Source organism: Rhizobium mesosinicum (assembly GCF_019511345.1).
In the GTDB taxonomy this organism is placed as follows: domain Bacteria; phylum Pseudomonadota; class Alphaproteobacteria; order Rhizobiales; family Rhizobiaceae; genus Rhizobium; species Rhizobium mesosinicum.
Genome location: NZ_JAEUAK010000004.1, coordinates 162,484 through 179,890, shown reverse-complemented (window position 1 = coordinate 179,890; position 17,407 = coordinate 162,484). Strand labels below are relative to the sequence as shown.

At 60.0% G+C, this 17,407-nt stretch carries 19 protein-coding genes; 13 read left to right on the top strand and 6 right to left on the bottom strand.

What is annotated here, in order from left to right; translation table 11 throughout:
• Positions 1–3 precede the first annotated feature (3 nt).
• Positions 4–873 (top strand): 23S rRNA (adenine(2030)-N(6))-methyltransferase RlmJ, encoded by an 870-nt coding sequence (locus JNB85_RS11765; protein WP_220334537.1) that lies wholly within the window; start codon positions 4–6, stop codon positions 871–873.
• A 56-nt stretch (positions 874–929) separates the two neighbouring features.
• On the top strand, positions 930–1,526 hold the full coding sequence (locus JNB85_RS11760; protein WP_220334536.1) for a glutathione S-transferase: 597 nt from the start codon (positions 930–932) through the stop codon (positions 1,524–1,526).
• 66 nt (positions 1,527–1,592) lie between these two features.
• Here the strand turns inward: JNB85_RS11760 and JNB85_RS11755 are convergent, their stop codons facing one another.
• Complete coding sequence (locus tag JNB85_RS11755; protein ID WP_220334535.1) at positions 1,593–2,225, bottom strand: outer membrane protein; 633 nt, start codon at positions 2,223–2,225, stop codon at positions 1,593–1,595.
• A 364-nt stretch (positions 2,226–2,589) separates the two neighbouring features.
• Between JNB85_RS11755 and JNB85_RS11750 the strand changes: the two genes are divergently transcribed.
• The 5 genes from JNB85_RS11750 to JNB85_RS11730 all read left to right on the top strand — a co-directional run bounded on the left by JNB85_RS11750 (position 2,590) and on the right by JNB85_RS11730 (position 7,052).
• Positions 2,590–3,357, top strand: a complete 768-nt coding sequence (locus JNB85_RS11750; protein ID WP_220334534.1) for an SDR family oxidoreductase — start codon at positions 2,590–2,592, stop codon at positions 3,355–3,357.
• Positions 3,354–5,396 (top strand): excinuclease ABC subunit UvrC, encoded by a 2,043-nt coding sequence (uvrC, locus tag JNB85_RS11745; protein ID WP_220334533.1) that lies wholly within the window; start codon positions 3,354–3,356, stop codon positions 5,394–5,396. The genes JNB85_RS11750 and uvrC overlap by 4 nt, the downstream gene beginning before the upstream one ends.
• A 111-nt stretch (positions 5,397–5,507) precedes the next feature.
• On the top strand, positions 5,508–6,098 hold the full coding sequence (gene pgsA, locus JNB85_RS11740) for a CDP-diacylglycerol--glycerol-3-phosphate 3-phosphatidyltransferase (RefSeq protein ID WP_220334532.1): 591 nt from the start codon (positions 5,508–5,510) through the stop codon (positions 6,096–6,098).
• Entirely contained in the window at positions 6,095–6,349 is a 255-nt protein-coding gene (gene moaD / locus JNB85_RS11735; protein WP_220334531.1) for a molybdopterin converting factor subunit 1, read from the top strand. Before pgsA ends, moaD begins: the two co-directional genes overlap by 4 nt.
• Positions 6,350–6,590: 241 nt before the next feature.
• The gene (locus JNB85_RS11730) at positions 6,591–7,052 is read left to right on the top strand and encodes a molybdenum cofactor biosynthesis protein MoaE (protein WP_220334530.1); all 462 of its coding nucleotides are present in this window, start codon (positions 6,591–6,593) and stop codon (positions 7,050–7,052) included.
• Here the strand turns inward: JNB85_RS11730 and JNB85_RS11725 are convergent, their stop codons facing one another.
• The gene (locus tag JNB85_RS11725) at positions 7,053–7,949 is read right to left on the bottom strand and encodes a branched-chain amino acid ABC transporter permease (protein ID WP_220334529.1); all 897 of its coding nucleotides are present in this window, start codon (positions 7,947–7,949) and stop codon (positions 7,053–7,055) included.
• Positions 7,950–8,017: 68 nt separating this feature from the next.
• Between JNB85_RS11725 and JNB85_RS11720 the strand changes: the two genes are divergently transcribed.
• Positions 8,018–8,566, top strand: coding sequence for a CGNR zinc finger domain-containing protein (locus tag JNB85_RS11720; RefSeq protein ID WP_220334528.1), 549 nt, complete (start codon positions 8,018–8,020; stop codon positions 8,564–8,566).
• Positions 8,563–9,069, top strand: coding sequence for a hypothetical protein (locus JNB85_RS11715; RefSeq protein ID WP_220334527.1), 507 nt, complete (start codon positions 8,563–8,565; stop codon positions 9,067–9,069). Before JNB85_RS11720 ends, JNB85_RS11715 begins: the two co-directional genes overlap by 4 nt.
• A gap of 68 nt (positions 9,070–9,137) precedes the next feature.
• On the opposite strand, the gene ndk is transcribed toward JNB85_RS11715, so the two are convergent.
• Both ndk and JNB85_RS11705 read right to left on the bottom strand, forming a co-directional pair.
• Positions 9,138–9,560 (bottom strand): nucleoside-diphosphate kinase, encoded by a 423-nt coding sequence (gene ndk, locus JNB85_RS11710; RefSeq protein ID WP_112565949.1) that lies wholly within the window; start codon positions 9,558–9,560, stop codon positions 9,138–9,140.
• A gap of 83 nt (positions 9,561–9,643) precedes the next feature.
• Positions 9,644–10,333: a glutathione S-transferase family protein gene (locus JNB85_RS11705; RefSeq protein ID WP_220334526.1), complete on the bottom strand. Its 690-nt coding sequence runs from the start codon at positions 10,331–10,333 to the stop codon at positions 9,644–9,646.
• 246 nt (positions 10,334–10,579) lie between these two features.
• Between JNB85_RS11705 and JNB85_RS11700 the strand changes: the two genes are divergently transcribed.
• The 4 genes from JNB85_RS11700 to JNB85_RS11685 all read left to right on the top strand — a co-directional run bounded on the left by JNB85_RS11700 (position 10,580) and on the right by JNB85_RS11685 (position 15,386).
• The gene (locus JNB85_RS11700) at positions 10,580–11,629 is read left to right on the top strand and encodes a GGDEF domain-containing protein (protein WP_220334525.1); all 1,050 of its coding nucleotides are present in this window, start codon (positions 10,580–10,582) and stop codon (positions 11,627–11,629) included.
• Between the two features lie 123 nt (positions 11,630–11,752).
• Positions 11,753–13,639 (top strand): ABC-F family ATP-binding cassette domain-containing protein, encoded by a 1,887-nt coding sequence (locus tag JNB85_RS11695; RefSeq protein WP_220334524.1) that lies wholly within the window; start codon positions 11,753–11,755, stop codon positions 13,637–13,639.
• 194 nt (positions 13,640–13,833) lie between these two features.
• Positions 13,834–14,760, top strand: coding sequence for a Gfo/Idh/MocA family protein (locus JNB85_RS11690; protein WP_220334523.1), 927 nt, complete (start codon positions 13,834–13,836; stop codon positions 14,758–14,760).
• A 74-nt stretch (positions 14,761–14,834) separates the two neighbouring features.
• Entirely contained in the window at positions 14,835–15,386 is a 552-nt protein-coding gene (locus JNB85_RS11685) for a GrpB family protein (protein ID WP_220334522.1), read from the top strand.
• Between the two features lie 9 nt (positions 15,387–15,395).
• Here the strand turns inward: JNB85_RS11685 and JNB85_RS11680 are convergent, their stop codons facing one another.
• Together JNB85_RS11680 and JNB85_RS11675 are read right to left on the bottom strand one after the other, a co-directional pair.
• Positions 15,396–15,845: a DNA polymerase III subunit chi gene (locus JNB85_RS11680; protein WP_220334521.1), complete on the bottom strand. Its 450-nt coding sequence runs from the start codon at positions 15,843–15,845 to the stop codon at positions 15,396–15,398.
• The gene (locus JNB85_RS11675; protein WP_220334520.1) at positions 15,842–17,335 is read right to left on the bottom strand and encodes a leucyl aminopeptidase; all 1,494 of its coding nucleotides are present in this window, start codon (positions 17,333–17,335) and stop codon (positions 15,842–15,844) included. The genes JNB85_RS11680 and JNB85_RS11675 overlap by 4 nt, the downstream gene beginning before the upstream one ends.
• Positions 17,336–17,407: the final 72 nt, after the last annotated feature.

Below are 17,407 nucleotides of genomic sequence, written 5' to 3'. Positions count from 1 at the left end.
AAAATGAACTATCGCCACATCTATCATGCAGGCAATTTTGCCGATGTGCTGAAGCATGCGGTGCTGGCGCGGCTGATCCGTTACATGCAGAAGAAGGATACGGGTTTCCGCGTACTCGACACGCATGCCGGCATCGGCCTCTACGATCTTTCCTCCGAGGAAGCGCAGAAGACCGGGGAATGGCAAGGTGGTATCGGCAAACTGCTCGAGACCGAGCTCGGCCCACAGGTTTCCGAGCTTCTGGAACCCTACCTTTCCGCCATCCGTGAGCTGAACCCGCAGGGCGGTCTGCGCTTCTATCCGGGCTCGCCGAAATTAGCACGCATGCTCTTCCGCCCGCAGGACAGGCTTTCGGCGATGGAACTGCACCCGGAAGATTTTGTCCGCCTGCATCGCGTCTTCGAAGGCGATCACCATGCGCGTATCACCGAGCTTGACGGCTGGCTGGCGCTCGGCGCGCACCTGCCGCCCAAGGAAAAGCGTGGCATCGTGCTCGTCGATCCTCCTTTCGAAGAGGACGGCGAATATGAGCGGCTGGTGGATGGCCTCGCCAAGGCCTACCGGCGTTTTCCTGGTGGTACCTACTGCCTCTGGTATCCGTTGAAGAAAGGCGCACCGATCAAGGAATTCCACGAAGCGCTGCAGGCAACCGATATTCCAAAGATGCTCTGCGCCGAACTTGCCGTGCGCAGCGACCGCGAGACGACGGGGCTGACCGGTTCAGGTCTCATCATCGTCAATCCGCCCTTTACGCTGAAGGACGAGCTGCACCAACTGCTGCCAGCCTTGAAGGACCATTTGGCGCAAGACCGTTTCGCGTCGCAACGGGCCTTCTGGCTGCGCGCAGAAACGAAGCCAGCCAAGGCCGATTGACCGACCCTCGCGCTCGGGGATAGTCCGGCGCCATCAGCATATCCAAAAGGTGCCCCATGAAGCTTCTCTGCTCCCCGACCTCCCCCTTCTCCAGCAAGGTGCGCATGGCTGCCCGCCATCTCGGCCTCGAGATCACGGAAATCCGGGTCGATACGAATGCGGGGCCGGCGATCCTCGTGGACAACAACCCACTCGGCAAGATCCCGACGCTGCTGACGGATGACGGTGTTTCCATCTTCGACAGCATCGCCATCATGCACTATTTCGACCGACTCAAGAAGGGCAAGCTCTATCCTTCCAAGAAGGGCAAGCGTACCGATGCCGAAGTGCTGGAAGCGCTGTGCGACGGGGTCTGCGACTGCCTGCTGGCGATCGTCTACGAGCGCCGCTTCCGGGACGAAGAAAAGGTACATCAGCCCTGGATCGACCGGCAGTGGAAGAAGGTCGAGACCGCGCTGAACTTCCTGGCCGCCAATACGCCGAAGCTCGGCAAGAGGCTGCATGGCGGGCATTTCGCGTTGGCCGCTACGATCGGCTACCTCGACCTGCGCTTCAAGGGCCAGTGGGAAGAAGATCATGCCGAGCTCATCGGCTGGCTTAGGGAGTTCGAGAAGAAGTTCGACGGCTACGAGCAACTGAAGCCGCAAGCCTGAGACGCAAGAAGAGAATAAAAAAGCCGGGCACAAGGTCCGGCTTTTTCATGTCATATGCAATCAGGATCAGAACTTGACGCCGATACCGACCTTGACGCTGTTTTCATCGAAGCCGCGCGAGACGCTGCCGGAGTCGAGGTTGTAATCCTTGCTCTGGTAGTCGGTGTAGCGGTATTCGAGACGCGTCGTGATGTTGTTGGTGACGAAGGCTTCGACACCGGCGCCGACCGTGTAGCCATAGGCGGTCTTGCTGTCGGAAGACGTGCCGTCGGAGACCTTGGTATCGGCGAGCGCCAGACCTGCGGTACCGTAGAGCAGGAAGGGGTTCAGATCGTAGCCGACGCGGCCGCGGACAGAGCCGTTCCAGCCGGTCTTGTTCTTGATGCCGCCTTCGGTAACGTCCGCATTGCCATAACCAAGATCGGCTTCAGCGCCGTAGACGATCTGGCCCTGCTGGAAATTGTAGCCGGTGAAGAGCTGGCCGCCCCAATCATAGGTGTCACGATCGGAACCGAAGCTGCCCATGTTGTAGGTCGCAGCACCACCGAGGTAGAAGCCCTGCCAGTTGTTGACCGGAGCCGGGGTTTCCTCAGCGACCGGCGCCTGCGGGACCTGGTCCACGGCGTCAGCCGCCTGTGCAACCGAGAAACCGCCAACGGCAAGAGCGGAAGCCATGAGGCCAGCAAAGAGTATACGCATACTTATCTCCTTTCAGTCCCGCGCGCTCGTCAACTCAAACTCGGCGAAGCATTCACGGGGGATTACATAAATGTCCCTTCCGGATCGAGAGTGAAATTGGAATGCAAATGCGGATTTGAAAGAGCCAAATTGTGATATCATTGTGGCTCCGCGACGGCAGAAATTCGATGTTGCTTGGTTGCAACATACCGTTTATTAAGGATAATAAACAGTTAAACTTACAATACTTATTTTAACAAATCGCGATCGCAAATAATACATAGAATATCCGGTCCACGCAGGCAATCGTTTCAACCTATTTATATAATCAAAGCCTGCTCTTATATAGTCAGCAAACGGACTCGCAGGACCAGAAGGCAGCATCTTGACCAAGAAAAGACTTCGCGCGGCGCTGGTGACGGGGGCCGCCAAGAGAATAGGCCGGGCAATCGCCGAAGACCTTGTTGCTGATGGATTTTCGATTGCAATCCATGCGAATGGCTCGCTCGATGAGGCCGAGGAGTTTGCGGCGGAATTGCGGCAAAGAGGACGCCGGGCGGTTGCGATCCAGGCCGATCTTGCCCAAATCGGAGAGACCGCAGGTCTTGTCGGGAAGGCATGCGAGGCGCTTGGGCCGATCGATCTTCTCGTCAACAATGCATCGATTTTTCTTGAGGACTCCCTCAGCAAATTCGATGCGCAGGTGTGGGACGAGCACTTCGCCGTCCATGTTCGCGCACCATCGATCCTTGCCGCCAAATTCGCCGAGCAGTTGCCGGAGGCGCATGAGGGGTTGATCGTCAACGTTATCGACCAGCGTGTCTGGGCACTGCGGCCGAGCTTCTATTCCTATACGCTGTCGAAATCGGCGCTGTGGACGGCGACGCAGACCATGGCGCAGGCGCTCGCGCCGCGCATTCGCGTCAATGCGATCGGTCCCGGCCCTTCGATACCAAGCGAACGGCAATTGCAGGAAGACTTCCAAGCGCAGGTTTCAGCCCTTATCTTGAAGCGTGGACCTGAGCTCGAGGAATTCGGCCGAACGATTCGTTTTCTGTTCGACACCCCCTCGATCACGGGGCAGATGATTGCACTCGACGGCGGCCAGCATCTCGCATGGCAGACGCCTGATGTGCTGGAGATCAAGGAATGAATGCCAAGAAGCTGCCCGATGGCGGTGTTCTTTACGACGAAACCGATGAAACCGACGACGACATCATCGAGGTGGAAGGCGATGCCTCTGCCTCGCCGATTTCCGCATCGGTCGACTGGAATGCCGGCAGCATCAACGAAACCGGCCTTATCGGTGCAGAGTTGATCGCCGAATTCGTCAAGCGCCTGCCGAACAGCCCCGGCGTCTACCGCATGTTCAACGAGGCGGGTGACGTGCTCTATGTCGGCAAGGCCCGCAGCCTGAAGAAGCGCGTCGGCAATTACGCGATGGGGCGCGTGCATTCCAACCGCATCGCCCAGATGGTGCGCCAGACCGCCAATATGGAATTCGTCACGACACGGACGGAGACTGAGGCGCTGCTCCTGGAAGCGAATCTGATCAAGCGCTTGCGGCCGCGCTTTAATGTGCTGCTGCGTGATGACAAGTCGTTTCCCTATATTCTGATCACTGCCGACCACCGCGCACCTGCCATCTTCAAGCATCGGGGCGCCCGCGCCCGCAAGGGCGACTATTTCGGCCCCTTCGCCTCGGCAGGCGCCGTCGGCCGCACGATCAATTCGCTGCAGCGCGCCTTCCTGATCCGCACCTGTACGGACAGCGTCTTCGAGACGCGCACCCGGCCCTGTCTGCTCTACCAGATCAAACGCTGTTCCGGTCCCTGCACCCGTGAGGTCAGCGACGAGGGCTATGCGGAGCTGGTGCAGGAAGCCAAGGACTTCCTGTCCGGCAAGAGCCAGAAGGTGAAAGAGCATATAGCGGAGGCGATGAATGCCGCGGCCGAGGATCTCGATTTCGAGCGGGCCGCTATCTATCGCGACCGTCTTGCCGCGCTCTCGCATGTGCAGAGCCACCAGGGCATCAATCCTGCCGGCGTCGAGGAGGCTGACGTATTCGCCATCCATCACGAAGGCGGGATTTCCTGTATTCAGGTGTTCTTCTTCCGCACCGGCCAGAACTGGGGTAACCGCGCCTATTTCCCGAAGGCCGACCCGCAACTGTCAGGCGCCGAGGTGCTGAACGCGTTCCTCGCGCAGTTCTACGATGACAAGCCGGTGCCGCGGCAGATCATGTTATCGGAAACAGTGGAGGAACTGGAACTGCTGGCCGCCGCACTTAGCGAAAAGGCCGGGCACAAGGTCTCGATCCTCGTTCCGCAGCGCGGCGAAAAGCGCGATCTCGTCGAACATGTGATTGCCAATGCCCGCGAGGCGCACGGGCGAAAGCTTGCTGAAACGGCCTCGCAATCGCGGCTGCTGGAAGGCTTCAAGGAAACCTTCGGGCTGCCCTACGTGCCGCAGCGCGTCGAGATCTATGACAACTCGCATATCATGGGTACGAATGCGGTCGGCGGCATGGTGGTCGCCGGGCCGGAAGGCTTCGTGAAGAACCAGTATCGCAAGTTCAACATCAAATCGACCGAGATCACACCCGGCGACGACTTTGGCATGATGCGGGAGGTTATGACGCGGCGCTTCTCCCGCCTGCTCAAGGAAGAGGGGATTCCCGATCGCAGCGCACAGGTCTCTGCCGCAGATGCGGCCGACATGCCTTTCCCCGCCTGGCCCGATGTGATCCTCATCGACGGTGGCCAGGGGCAGATGACGGCGGTACGCGCGATCCTTGACGAGCTTGGCATTACCGACAGCGTGATTGCCATCGGCGTCGCCAAGGGTGTGGATCGTGAAGCCGGGCGCGAGCGCTTCTTTGCGCCGGGCAAAGGAAGCTTCACGCTGCCGCCGCGCGATCCGGTACTCTACTTCATCCAGCGCATGCGCGACGAGGCGCACCGTTTCGCGATCGGCTCCCACCGCGCGCGGCGCAAGAAGGAGATGGTCAAGAACCCGCTCGACGAAATCGGCGGCATTGGCCCGTCGCGCAAGCGGGCGCTGCTGCAGCATTTCGGTACGGCGAAAGCTGTGTCGCGCGCCGCGCTTTCCGATCTGATGGCGGTGGAAGGGATTTCCGAGACCGTCGCAAAGCAGGTCTACAATCATTTTCACGACGACGCCGCGAAATAAGCGGCGCTGGTCGCAAAATTCCGCGCAAAGGCGGCAAAAAAACAGAAAGAATGTTGACGGTCGAAGGGCAAAGCCGTCATCTACCGCGGCACTATCAAAGAGAACCGCTTCATGGCATCGCGCGCGTATAACATCCCTAATCTCTTGACCTATGGCCGCATCCTGGCTGTGCCGCTGATCGTTCTCTGCTTCTTCATCGAGGGCAAGCTGTCGATCAGCAACACCGCGCGCTGGGTGGCACTGTGGATCTTCATCGTCGCTTCGATCACCGACTTCCTCGACGGCTACCTCGCGCGCATCTGGAACCAGACCTCGAATATCGGCCGCATGCTCGATCCCATCGCCGATAAGCTGCTGGTGGCATCGATCCTTCTCCTGGTCGCGGCCGATCAGACCATCGCCGGCTGGTCGATCTGGGCGGCGATCACGATTCTCTGCCGCGAGATCCTGGTTTCCGGCCTGCGGGAATATCTGGCAGCTCTAAAGGTCAGCGTGCCGGTGACGCGCATCGCCAAATGGAAGACGACACTGCAGCTTATCGCCATTGCCTTCCTGCTTGCAGGGCCCGCGGGCGACGAAATTTTCCCTTATACGACGCAGACGGGTATCGGGCTTCTATGGATCGCCGCTCTGCTGACAATCTACACCGGCTATGATTATTTCCGAGCCGGGCTCAAACATATCGTGGATGACGAAGAATGACACGGCTTGTCTATTTCGCCTGGGTGCGCGAACGCATCGGCAAGGGGGAGGAGGAAATCGAACTCCCCTCCTCCGTCGTCAGCGTTGCCGATCTTCTGAATCATTTGAAGGGCCTGGGCGAAGAATATGAGATGGTTCTGCAATATCCCGATGTGATCCGGGTCGCGATCGATCATGAACATGTGGAGCATGACGAGCCGATAACAGGCGCAAAGGAAATCGGCATTTTCCCGCCGATGACGGGTGGGTGAGAACGGCCGCTCAATGGGCTTTGGAGGGCTGAGCAATGGATAGAGCAGCGTCTGCTTTTCTCTCCCTCACTCCTGTGCTTGTCACAGGAATCCAGCTGCCGCGCGTCTGCGCGGTGAATGACTCTTTCCTTTGGGGAACTGCTTCTCCCGCGCCCAAGGACTTGGGCGCACTGGATTCCTGTGACAAGCACAGGAATGAGGGAGTTCAGGGTAGTGCTCGACTTCCATGGAGGTCTATGCGGTGACCGTCACTCCCACCATCCGCGTCCAGCGCGAAGATTTCGACCTGCAGACGGAAGTCGACCGGCTTTCCAAAGGCAAGTCCGGCATCGGAGCGGTCGTCACCTTCTCCGGCCTCTGCCGCGATGAAGGCGGCATACTCTCGGCACTCGAACTCGAACACTATCCCGGCATGGCAGAAGCGGAAATGACCCGCATCGGCGAACTTGCCATCGAGCGCTTCGGGCTCAACGGCCTCACCGCCATCCACCGCTTCGGCGAGATTGCGGCGGGTGAGAACATCGTGCTGGTCGTCGCAGCGGCCCCGCACCGGCAGGCGGCTTTCGACGGCGCCAACTTCGTCATGGATTTTCTGAAAACATCCGCACCCTTCTGGAAGAAGGAGCACGGCAAGGATGGACGTTCGGGTGAATGGGTCTCGGCAAAGGACACCGACGACAAGGCGCGCGACCGCTGGAAATAATCAAAGCACGACGCGTTCGCGGCGACTCATCACCAGCAAAAGTACCAGCAGCGAGAAAATGGCGAGATCGCGCCAGATGAAGGAGCCGTAGGCGCCCCAGAGCGTTTCGACCAGCGCGAGGCCGGCCGCGCCGCCCGCCGAGCGCAGCGGATCGGAATAGCCGCCGACGGCCGCAATCATCAGCACCTTCAGGCCGAACATCAAGCCGGCACCGAAATCCATCGATCCGTAGTAGAAGGTCGCAAGGATGCCGCAGCAGGTGGCGACGAGTGCCGCTGCCGCATAGGACACCAGGAAGACCCGGCTGGCGTTGGTGCCGCAGAGTTCGGCGGCAAGCGGATCGTCGATGACGGCCCGCCACAGACGCCCCCACGCTGTGCGCTTCACGATCAACGCGCCGATCGCGATGATCGCGCACATCAGGAGAGTGTCCAGAAGCTGTACATAGGTAAGCGTCACCTGAAAGACGCCGTCGCTCCAGAAGGTGACGGTGTCGTTCAGGAGTGGCGGCAGCCAGATGGCGCGGGTATTGGCGGCCAGGCGTGCCGTCTCCATCAGCACGATCATCATGCCGAGTGCGGCGACCATGACCGTGTTCGGTGACTTGCTGGCAAGCGGCTGCATGATGGATCGGCCGATCCAGATCCCTGCCCCCACCGAATAGACCAGCGAGGCGAAAACACCGATCGCGATCGCCGCCGGCAGCACCAGCCACAGCCGGTTATAGGCCATGTCCGTGAAGAGCAGCAGAACCTGGCCAGCAAAGGCGATGATCGCCCCGTAGGTAATGTCGGCCCTCTTCGTCACACCAAAGGCAATCGAATAGCCGAAGGCAAGCGTGGCGTAGAGCGCTGCGAGCGGCACCGCATTCGCCAGTTGCTGCAGAAGATAGGCCATTCCCGACACTCCGGATCACCCTAAAATAATAACTGGCAAAATACGTTTTACCAGTTATTATTTTTTGCATGAGCTTTTCCTGGACCCCTCACCGCTTTTCCGGCGGCGCGCTGGCGCTTGATGTCGCCAACAGCGTCATCCTCCGCCACGATACGGCGCGCCGTATCGATCGCTTCGAGGCCGAAGGACAGATGGAGCGTTTCTCCGAGGCGGCGCAGGAATTTTGCGCCGAACGGGCGCTTTTCGGCGACATAGCGCCGGTAGGAGCGCAGAATAGAGCGAACTTCATCGAGCTGCGCGAAGCGACGGACAGATACTTCCGGCAGCGCGTGCGCGAGGGAAATGACGACCGGCTGCTCGCCGAACTGCTGGAGACGCTGGCGCGGACGCTGCGCGGGGCAGTGGAAAAGGGTCTCGATACGGCGACGGCTCATTCGGTCTTGCGGCTGCTCGCCATGCCGGATCCGCAGCGAATGAAGATCTGCGGCAATTGCGGCTGGCTGTTCATCGACCGCAGCAAGAACAAAAGCCGGGCCTGGTGCGACATGGCCGTCTGCGGCAACCGCGCCAAGGCGATCAGGCATTACCGGAGGAAAAAGAAGGAGGAGACGCCATGAAGCAGCGCTCGATCATCACGGCTCTTGCGGCAGCGGGACTTTTGCTTTCCGCTTGCCAGCGTCAGGCGGAAACCATGCTGGAAGTGACGGGGCACCTCTTCGTCTTCAACTATCGCGTCGCAAGCGCCACCTACCTGCTGACGTTGAAGAAGACGGCGTCTATTCCCGACGGGTCAACCATCGTCGCCGAATTCGAAAACCCGCAGGGCGGTGCGCCGCTGGTTCTGAACCAGAAGGTTTTTCCGATGGATGACAAGATTTCGCTCCAGAGCGAAAACCTGCACTGCGTGGCTAAGGACCGGCTCTATTCAGTGACCGTCAAGCTGGTCGATAAGGATGGCAAGGTCCTACAGGAGCTGAAAGCGCAATTCAAATCCGATCTCGACCAGACGGTGCTCCCCAGCAAACCGCTAGTATTGGGTGCCGGCTATGAGAAAAATCCGGAGGTTTTCAAACCGGATGGCACGACGGATTTTTCCAATACGGACAAGTGTCCGGCCTGAAATCCGCACAACAGAAAAGCCGGGACAAGCCCGGCTTTTCCCAATCAATTCAACACTCTCAGGCTGAATCAGCCGACGATTTCGGTGTCGGAGAACCAGTACTTGATTTCCTGGGCAGCCGTTTCCGGGGCGTCGGAACCGTGTACCGAGTTTTCGCCGATGGAGAGAGCATGAACCTTGCGGATCGTGCCTTCGGCAGCGTTTGCCGGGTTGGTTGCGCCCATGATTTCGCGGTTCTTGAGGATGGCGCCTTCGCCTTCCAGAACCTGAACGACGGTCGGGCCCGAGGTCATGCCTTCGACGAGTTCGCCGAAGAACGGACGGTCCTTGTGAACAGCGTAGAAGCCTTCAGCTTCGCGCTTGCTCATCCAGACGCGCTTGGAGGCGACGACGCGCAGGCCGGCATCTTCGAGCATCTTGGTGATAGCGCCCGTCAGGTTGCGCTTCGTTGCATCCGGCTTGATCATCGAGAAGGTGCGTTCAATCGCCATAATTCAGATCCTCATACTCATCGGGGAAAAGTGGGCGGTCTTTACCCGCCTCACCGCCTGAAAACAAGGGGTCTATGGCAATTTCACGCCGCTGTCACAGTCCGGCCCCGGCTTTCATGGAGATCGAGGCAGCGCTCGAACCAGACCATGACGGGGTCGTCAGGAGCCAGCATGGCAAGGCCGGCGGCGATGCGCAGCCATTGCAGCGCCCCGAAGACAATGTAATCGGCAAAGAGCGGGCCGTCGCCGCCGATGAAAGGCTGAAACTTCAGCATATGGCGCATCGGCTCAAGCTTGGCGGCGAAGGCTTCTCTCTCCGCGTCACGTCCGGCGGCGAATTCTTCCAGCGGCTTGCCCAGGCGCTCCTCACGGCTGGTCCTGAAATAGGCCTTGTCGCCCTCATCGAGGATCGAATGAATATCGAGAAGGGCAATCCGCATGACTGCCGGATGAATGATCATCTGCGAATAGCCTTCGATCATGCGCGAGAGGGCCTTGCCGCCCTCGCCCTTGAAGAGCGATGGACGGTCTGGATAGGCCTCTTCCAGATAGAGGGCTATATCGAAACTGTCCGATACCAGCCGGCCATTGTCATCCAAAACCGGCACGGTCTTGGAAAAGCCACCGCCGATCGCGGCGATGCGGCTGTAGGTCGTCGGCACCTCCTCGAAATCGAGACCCTTGTGGGCAAGCGCCATCACCGCCTTCCAGCAATGCGGCGAGAAGAGATGGCGCTCGTCAGCGCCGCACAGGGAATAGAGAGCTCTGGTCATAATTGTCCTTCCGCAATCGTAATGGGTTCATTCCACGTCAGAAAGCCGGTGCGATCAAATCAGGAATTTTCATGGCGCTATCACGCTCGCTGCTGGGACGGCGGCCCAGGTCATTCCCGGACAGGAGCCGCAAGAGTGCGTTAACCGGTTTTGCGGCTTCAGGGCCGCCAAGGCCTGGAATTCAATGTCTTTTAAAAGCTTGCCTGCATAGCGGAAGCAAGGAACCGGCGACAATGAGGGGACGTCATGCAGACTGCCGTTGCGAATGCGTCGAACGCGCGAGAGGCGACCCGGCCGGCGCCGGCCGATGTGCAGAAAATCGCTCAGCACATGATGCGGCTGAACGTGGCGGCCCTGCCGCGCAACTATGAACTATTCCATGAGGCGCTGATCGGCCTGAATGCCGGGCTGGCACAGGATATCGCAGCCCTCGGCCCGCATCCGCGGCAAGACGCTCTGGACGATCTCGGCCTGCGCTACCGGCTCGTCGGCCATTACGGGCTGGCGGGCGACCGCTCGCGCAACGAAGCGAGCAGCGTGCTCAAGGAAACGGCCGAGCGGCTCGCCGAGGGGCGCCTTCATCACCAGGCCTTCGCGCGCGCCTGCGAGGCCATACTCAAATCAGCCTCCGGCCAGCACGATCACCAGAGCCTTGCCGATTTCATGGCCAAGGTCGAATATCTCTCCGCTTCGCTTTCCGCCGTCCTTGCCGCAGAGCGGACGATCGACACGAGACTGGAGGAGGATATTGGGCGGCTGACGGCGCTGGAGCAGACCATTTCAGCCGCGCAGGCTGCTGCTGTCACCGACAAGATCACCGGCCTGCCGAACCGCGTCGGCCTCAATCGGGCGCTGGACGATCTCTACGGCAAGGAAGAGGGTGCGGCCGGCAGCGCGCTGATCATGATCGACATCGATGATTTCAGGGAGTTGAATGCTCGTTACGGCACGCAGACCGGCAGCAAGCTTCTGAAGAAGCTCGCCGGCCTCTTCCGCAAGATGGTGAAGAAGAACGATTTCATCGCGCGCACGGAAGCCGATGAATTCGCCTTCCTCTTCGCCAATGTCGGCATGTCGGATGTACTGGTAATTGCCGAGCGCCTGCGCAGCGCCGTCGAAGACAATCTCGTCTTCGCCGCATCCGACACGTCGGCAGCGAGCGGTCTGACGATTTCGGTTGGGGTGGCACTCAGCGGCCATGCGGCAACACCCATCCAGCTCCAGGCAAATGCCCGTGTGGCGCTGCTCGCCGCCCGGTCCAACCCACGGCAACCGGTGCAGGCCTTCGGACGCTGACGCGGATGAACTATTGACGGCGGACAACCGTCATCTGCCATTCGCTGTCGACGACGCGCCGATCGTGGAAGCCGGTGCTGATCCATCTTGCCTTGGCGGCGGCTTTCGGCCAAAACCGCGCGCATGATCACGATTTCAGACCTTTCCGCCCGCATTGCCGGCCGCCTGCTTCTCGACCATGCCAGCGTATCGTTGCCGTCAGGCACGAAGGCCGGGCTCGTGGGACGCAACGGCGCCGGCAAATCTACCCTCTTCCGCGTTATAACCGGTGATCTGGGAGCCGAAAGCGGGACAATATCAATTCCTAAGAATGCGCGCATGGGCCAGGTGAAGCAGGAAGCGCCGGGCACCGAGGATTCGCTGATCACGATCGTGCTTTCCGCCGACAAAGAGCGCGCAGCGCTGCTTGCCGAGGCGGAGACCGCAACTGATCCGCACCGGATCGCCGAAATCCAGATGCGCCTCGTCGATATCGACGCCCATTCGGCCGAAGCCCGGGCCGCCAGCATCCTCTCAGGCCTCGGCTTCGACCAGGAAGCGCAGGCAAGGCCCGCATCCTCCTTCTCGGGCGGCTGGAGGATGCGCGTGGCGCTCGCCTCCGTGCTCTTTACCGAGCCGGACCTGCTGCTGCTCGACGAGCCGACCAACTATCTTGACCTCGAAGGTACGATGTGGCTGGAGGATTATATCCGCCGCTATCCGCACACAGTCATCATCATCAGCCACGACCGCGATCTCCTGAACAACGCGGTCAATTCCATCGTCCATCTCGACCAGAAGAAGCTCACCTTCTATCGCGGCAATTACGACCAGTTCGAGCGGCAGAAGGCGGAAGCCGACGAACTGCAGATGAAGGCCAAGGCGAAGAACGATGCGGCGCGCAAGCACCTGCAGAGCTTCATCGACCGCTTCAAGGCCAAGGCCTCCAAGGCGAAGCAGGCCCAGTCGCGCGTCAAGGCGCTGGAGCGCATGGGCACGGTGGCCGCCGTGATCGAGGATCACGTTCAGCCGATCACCTTTCCCGAACCCGAGAAGCAGCCGGCCTCTCCGATCGTCGCGATCAGCGGCGGCGCTGTCGGCTACGAGCCCGGCAAGCCGATCCTCAAGGGGCTCAACCTGCGGATCGACAATGACGATCGCATCGCGCTGCTCGGCTCGAACGGCAACGGTAAATCGACCTTTGCCAAATTCATCTCAGGGCGGCTGGCGCCTGAGAGCGGTGAGATGCGCCTCGCGCCGGGGCTGAAGATCGGCTTCTTCGCGCAGCATCAGCTCGACGATCTCGTTCCGAACGAGACACCAGTCGAACATGTGCGCCGGCTGATGCCGACGGAGCCCGAGGCCAGGGTGCGCGCCCGCGTCGCGCAGATGGGCCTTGCGACCGAGAAGATGGCGACGGCGGCGAAAGATCTTTCAGGCGGCGAAAAGGCGCGCCTGCTAATGGGTCTTGCCGCCTTTCATGCGCCGAACCTCTTGATCCTCGACGAGCCGACCAACCATCTCGACATCGACAGCCGCCGCGCGCTGATCGAGGCGCTTAACGACTATGACGGCGCGGTCATCCTGATCTCGCACGATCGCCACCTGATCGAAGCGACCGTCGACCGCCTCTGGCTGGTCAACAACGGCACGGTGACGAGTTTCGAAGGCGATATGGAAGAATATCGCGACCTCATCGTCGCTTCGGGCAAAAAAAAAGACGACGAAAAGCAGAAGCAGTCTGAAGAGCAGTCCTCGAAGGCCGACCAGCGCAAGCTCAATGCTGACAAGCGTGCCTCGCTTGCGCCTCTCAAGAAAAAGATCAATGAAATCGAATCCTTGACGGGCAAGCTGGAGAAATTGATTCAGGCTCTTGATGCGGAACTTGCGGATCCTGCGCTCTATGAAAAGGCGCCCGCGAAGGCGGCCGAAAAGGCAAAGCAGCGCGGCGAGGCCGCGGCAAAACTCGCCGCTGCCGAGGAGCAGTGGCTTGAGCTCTCCGCTGAATATGAAGGAGCCATGGCGAGTTGAGGCGCCTGCCAGCATAAGAACTGTCTGGAGATTCCTTGCGCGGCGTAAGAGCCATCGCAGTCTTCAAGAGCTAGACAATTGCCCAAAAATCGGTCGTCTGTTCTTATAGGCCAGACTTGCCCGCGGACCGCTTTCTGATAAAACGGCGCGCAATAAGTCATACTTTTAGCGAAACACCGAACGCGAGCTTTACAATGTCAGCCATCAATCTCGCCATCGTCGGCGTCGGCAAGATCGTCCGCGACCAGCACCTTCCCTCCATCGCCGCCAATACCGATTTCAAGCTGGTGGCGACGGCAAGCCGCCACGGCACAGTCGATGGCGTAACCGCCTATACGTCGATCGACGATATGCTCGACGCCGAACCCTCGATCGATGCCGTTTCGCTCTGCATGCCGCCGCAGTATCGCTATGAGGCCGCCTACAAGTCGCTGGTCGCCGGCAAACACGTCTTCCTCGAAAAGCCGCCGGGCGCGACGCTGAGCGAAGTAGCCGATCTCCAAGATCTCGCGAACAAGCAGGGCGCGACGCTGTTTGCGAGCTGGCACTCGCGCTACGCAGCCGCCGTCGAAGCCGCAAAATCCTTCCTTGCCTCGACCGAGATCAAGAGCGTGCATGTGATCTGGAAGGAAGACGTGCGCCACTGGCATCCGAACCAGGAATGGATCTGGCAGGCCGGCGGTCTCGGCGTTTTCGATCCGGGCATCAATGCGCTGTCGATCGTCACGCATATCCTGCCAAAGGCGATGTTCCTCAGCGCCGGCACGTTGGAATTCCCTGAAAACCGTGACTCCCCGATCGCTGCCGACCTGCATTTCCGCAATGTCGACTATGTTCCCGTCCATGCCGAATTCGACTGGCGCCAGACGGGCAAGCAGAGCTGGGACATCATCGCGGAAACGGCTGCCGGTCAGATGGTTCTGTCGGAAGGCGGTTCGAAGCTTTCGGTCGATGGCGAGCTGAAGTTCTCCGCGCCGGAAGCCGAATATCCGGCACTCTATCGCCGTTTTGCCGAGCTCATCAAGGCAGGCAAGTCGGATGTCGATCTGGCACCGCTGCGTCACGTCGCCGATGCCTTCATGCTCGGCAAGCGGAAATTCGTCGAGGCGTTCTACGACTGATCAACCTTACGGGCAGATGCCATTGCGCCTGCAGAATGTTAGAATAGGAAAACGAAGCGCGAGGGACGTTTTCCATGCAGCAGGAGCAGGATGAATCGTTTGGATTGGGCGTCCCACACCTGGCGGTGAGACTAGCCGACCCGAACGCCAAATGGCGGGAGGCCTATCTGCTGGAAGAGGCCAGGATCCGGGACGCGCTTGGCCCTCTGGCAATCGACATACAGCACTTCGGCAGCACTGCCATCCCCGGCATCAAGGCGAAGCCGATCATCGACATCCTGATCGGCGTCCGCCGCCTTGATGACGGACTTGCCTGCATCAAGCCTATGGAAGCGATCGGCTACGACTATGCTGGCGCAGACATCGTGCCCGACGACCATCTCTTCGGCCGCGGTGTCATGGGCGAGACGCGCACGCATCTCGCCCATGTCGTCGAATATCAGGGCTTCAACTGGAGGCGGGATATCTTTTTCCGCGACAGGCTGCGAAACGATCCGGCTCTGGCACTCGCCTATGAGGGACTGAAGATCGGACTGGCGCAGAAATTTGCCGAAAGCCGCGCTGCCTATACCGTCGCGAAGAAGGATTTCATCGACAAGGTCCTGACGGAAGCCGGTCTGGCCTGACAATCGAGGTCAGGCCTTCTTCTCCCACCGCCCTTCCGACGTCTGCTGCCAATAGGTGAGGTTGTGCCCCTCACCTTTCAGCTTCTTCCATTGGGCGCGCGCGCCTTCAAGCTGCTCCTGATCGTAACCGTCGAACATGAAGACGATCCGCTCATAGTCCACGATTGCCGGCGGCTCGGCGCCGTCGATGATGAAGCGGACGGTGGCGGCATTCGAATTGTCAGACGAAATGGTCAGGAGAACGGGCTGATCCCCTGCGAAATCTCCCTCATCCGTGCCATGCGGGAGGAAGCTGTCTTCCCGGTAGGTCCACAGATGCGTATCCAGCGCATCGCGCCGCTCAGCGTCCTTCATCTGGACGGCGACGCGCCAGCCGCGCTCGACGCTCTTGTCGAGCAGTGGCGGAAGCGCGTCTTCCAGCTTCGATTCCGTCAGATGGTAAAAGAGAATTTCCGTCATCGTGTTTCGTAGTTCGCACACACCAGTTCATCGAGCAGGCGCACGCCGAAGCCGGAGCCCCAGGACTGGTTGATCTCGTCCTGCACGGAACCCATCGCCGTGCCGGCGATATCAAGATGCGCCCAGGGCGTATCCTGCACGAATCGTTTCAGGAAATGGGCCGCAGTGATGGAGCCGGCAAGGCGGCCGCCGGTATTCTTCATATCGGCAAACTTGCTGTCGATCATCTTGTCATATTCCTTGCCAAGCGGCATGCGCCACAGTTTCTCGTTCGTCACGAGACCGGCTGCTGTCAATTGCGCCGCCAGCGGATCGTCATTCGAGAAGAGACCTGCATGACTATTGCCGAGTGCGACCAGGATGGCTCCCGTCAGGGTCGCGAGATTGATCATGAACCGCGGCTTGAAGCGGTCGTTGCAATACCAGAGCGCATCGCAGAGCACGAGACGGCCTTCCGCGTCTGTGTTGATCACCTCGATCGTCTGCCCGGACATGGAGGTCACTATGTCACCCGGACGCTGGGCGTTGCCATCGGGCATGTTTTCCACAAGTCCGATGATGCCGACGACATTGACCTCCGCCTTGCGGGCGGCGAGCGTGTGCATGAGGCCGGTGACGGCTGCCGCACCGCCCATGTCGCCCTTCATGTCCTCCATGTTGGCAGCCGGCTTGATCGAGATGCCGCCGGTATCGAAGACCACACCCTTGCCGATGAAGGCGATCGGCCGGTCCTTGCTCTTGCCGCCCTTCCACTGCATGACCGCAAGGCGCGGCGGACGAACGGAGCCCTGGGCAACGCCGAGCAGAGCGCCCATACCGAGACGGCGCATTTCGCGTTCGGTGAGGATTTCCACCTCGACACCCAGCTTTTCCAGTTCTTTGGCCCTGGCGGCAAATTCCACCGGGCCGAGCGCATTCGGCGGCTCGTTGACGAGATCGCGGGCGAGATTGACGCCGTCAGCAACCGCTTCGGCATCGGCGAAGGCTCTTTTGGCAGCGGCCGCATCGGCCGTGACGATCGTCACCTTGACCGACTTCGCCTGTTTCTCCTCGTCGTCATTCTTCTTCGTCTTATAGGTATCGAAGCTGTAAGCGCGCAACAGCATGCCGAGAGCGAAATCGGCCGCAGCCTTGGCGCTGACATCTGCGCCCGGCGCATCGATGAAGATCGTCGCTTTCTCAGTATTCTTGATCCGAGAGCCAGCGCTGCCGCCGGCCTTCAGCCAGTCGTGGACGGTCAGGTCCGCCGGCTTGCCGAGGCCAAGGACGATGATGCGCTCCACAGGCGCGCCTTCCGGCGCCACCAGATCGAGAGCAGCCAACGACTTTGCCGAGAAGCGCGCAATCTTCGACGCCTTGGCGATCACCCCCGCCGGATCGGCAATATCGGCCCCAGCCGCGGTGTCGGCCTCGGATGTCTTCAGAAGAATCGCAAGGCCGCCGCTGAGCTTTGCCGATTTTGAGAATGAAATTTCGAATTTTGCAGACATGTCTTCTCCGATGGGATTCATGAAATCCGTTCCGGAAGGGATAATTTCGCGTTCGACAGGTCTGTCAATGGC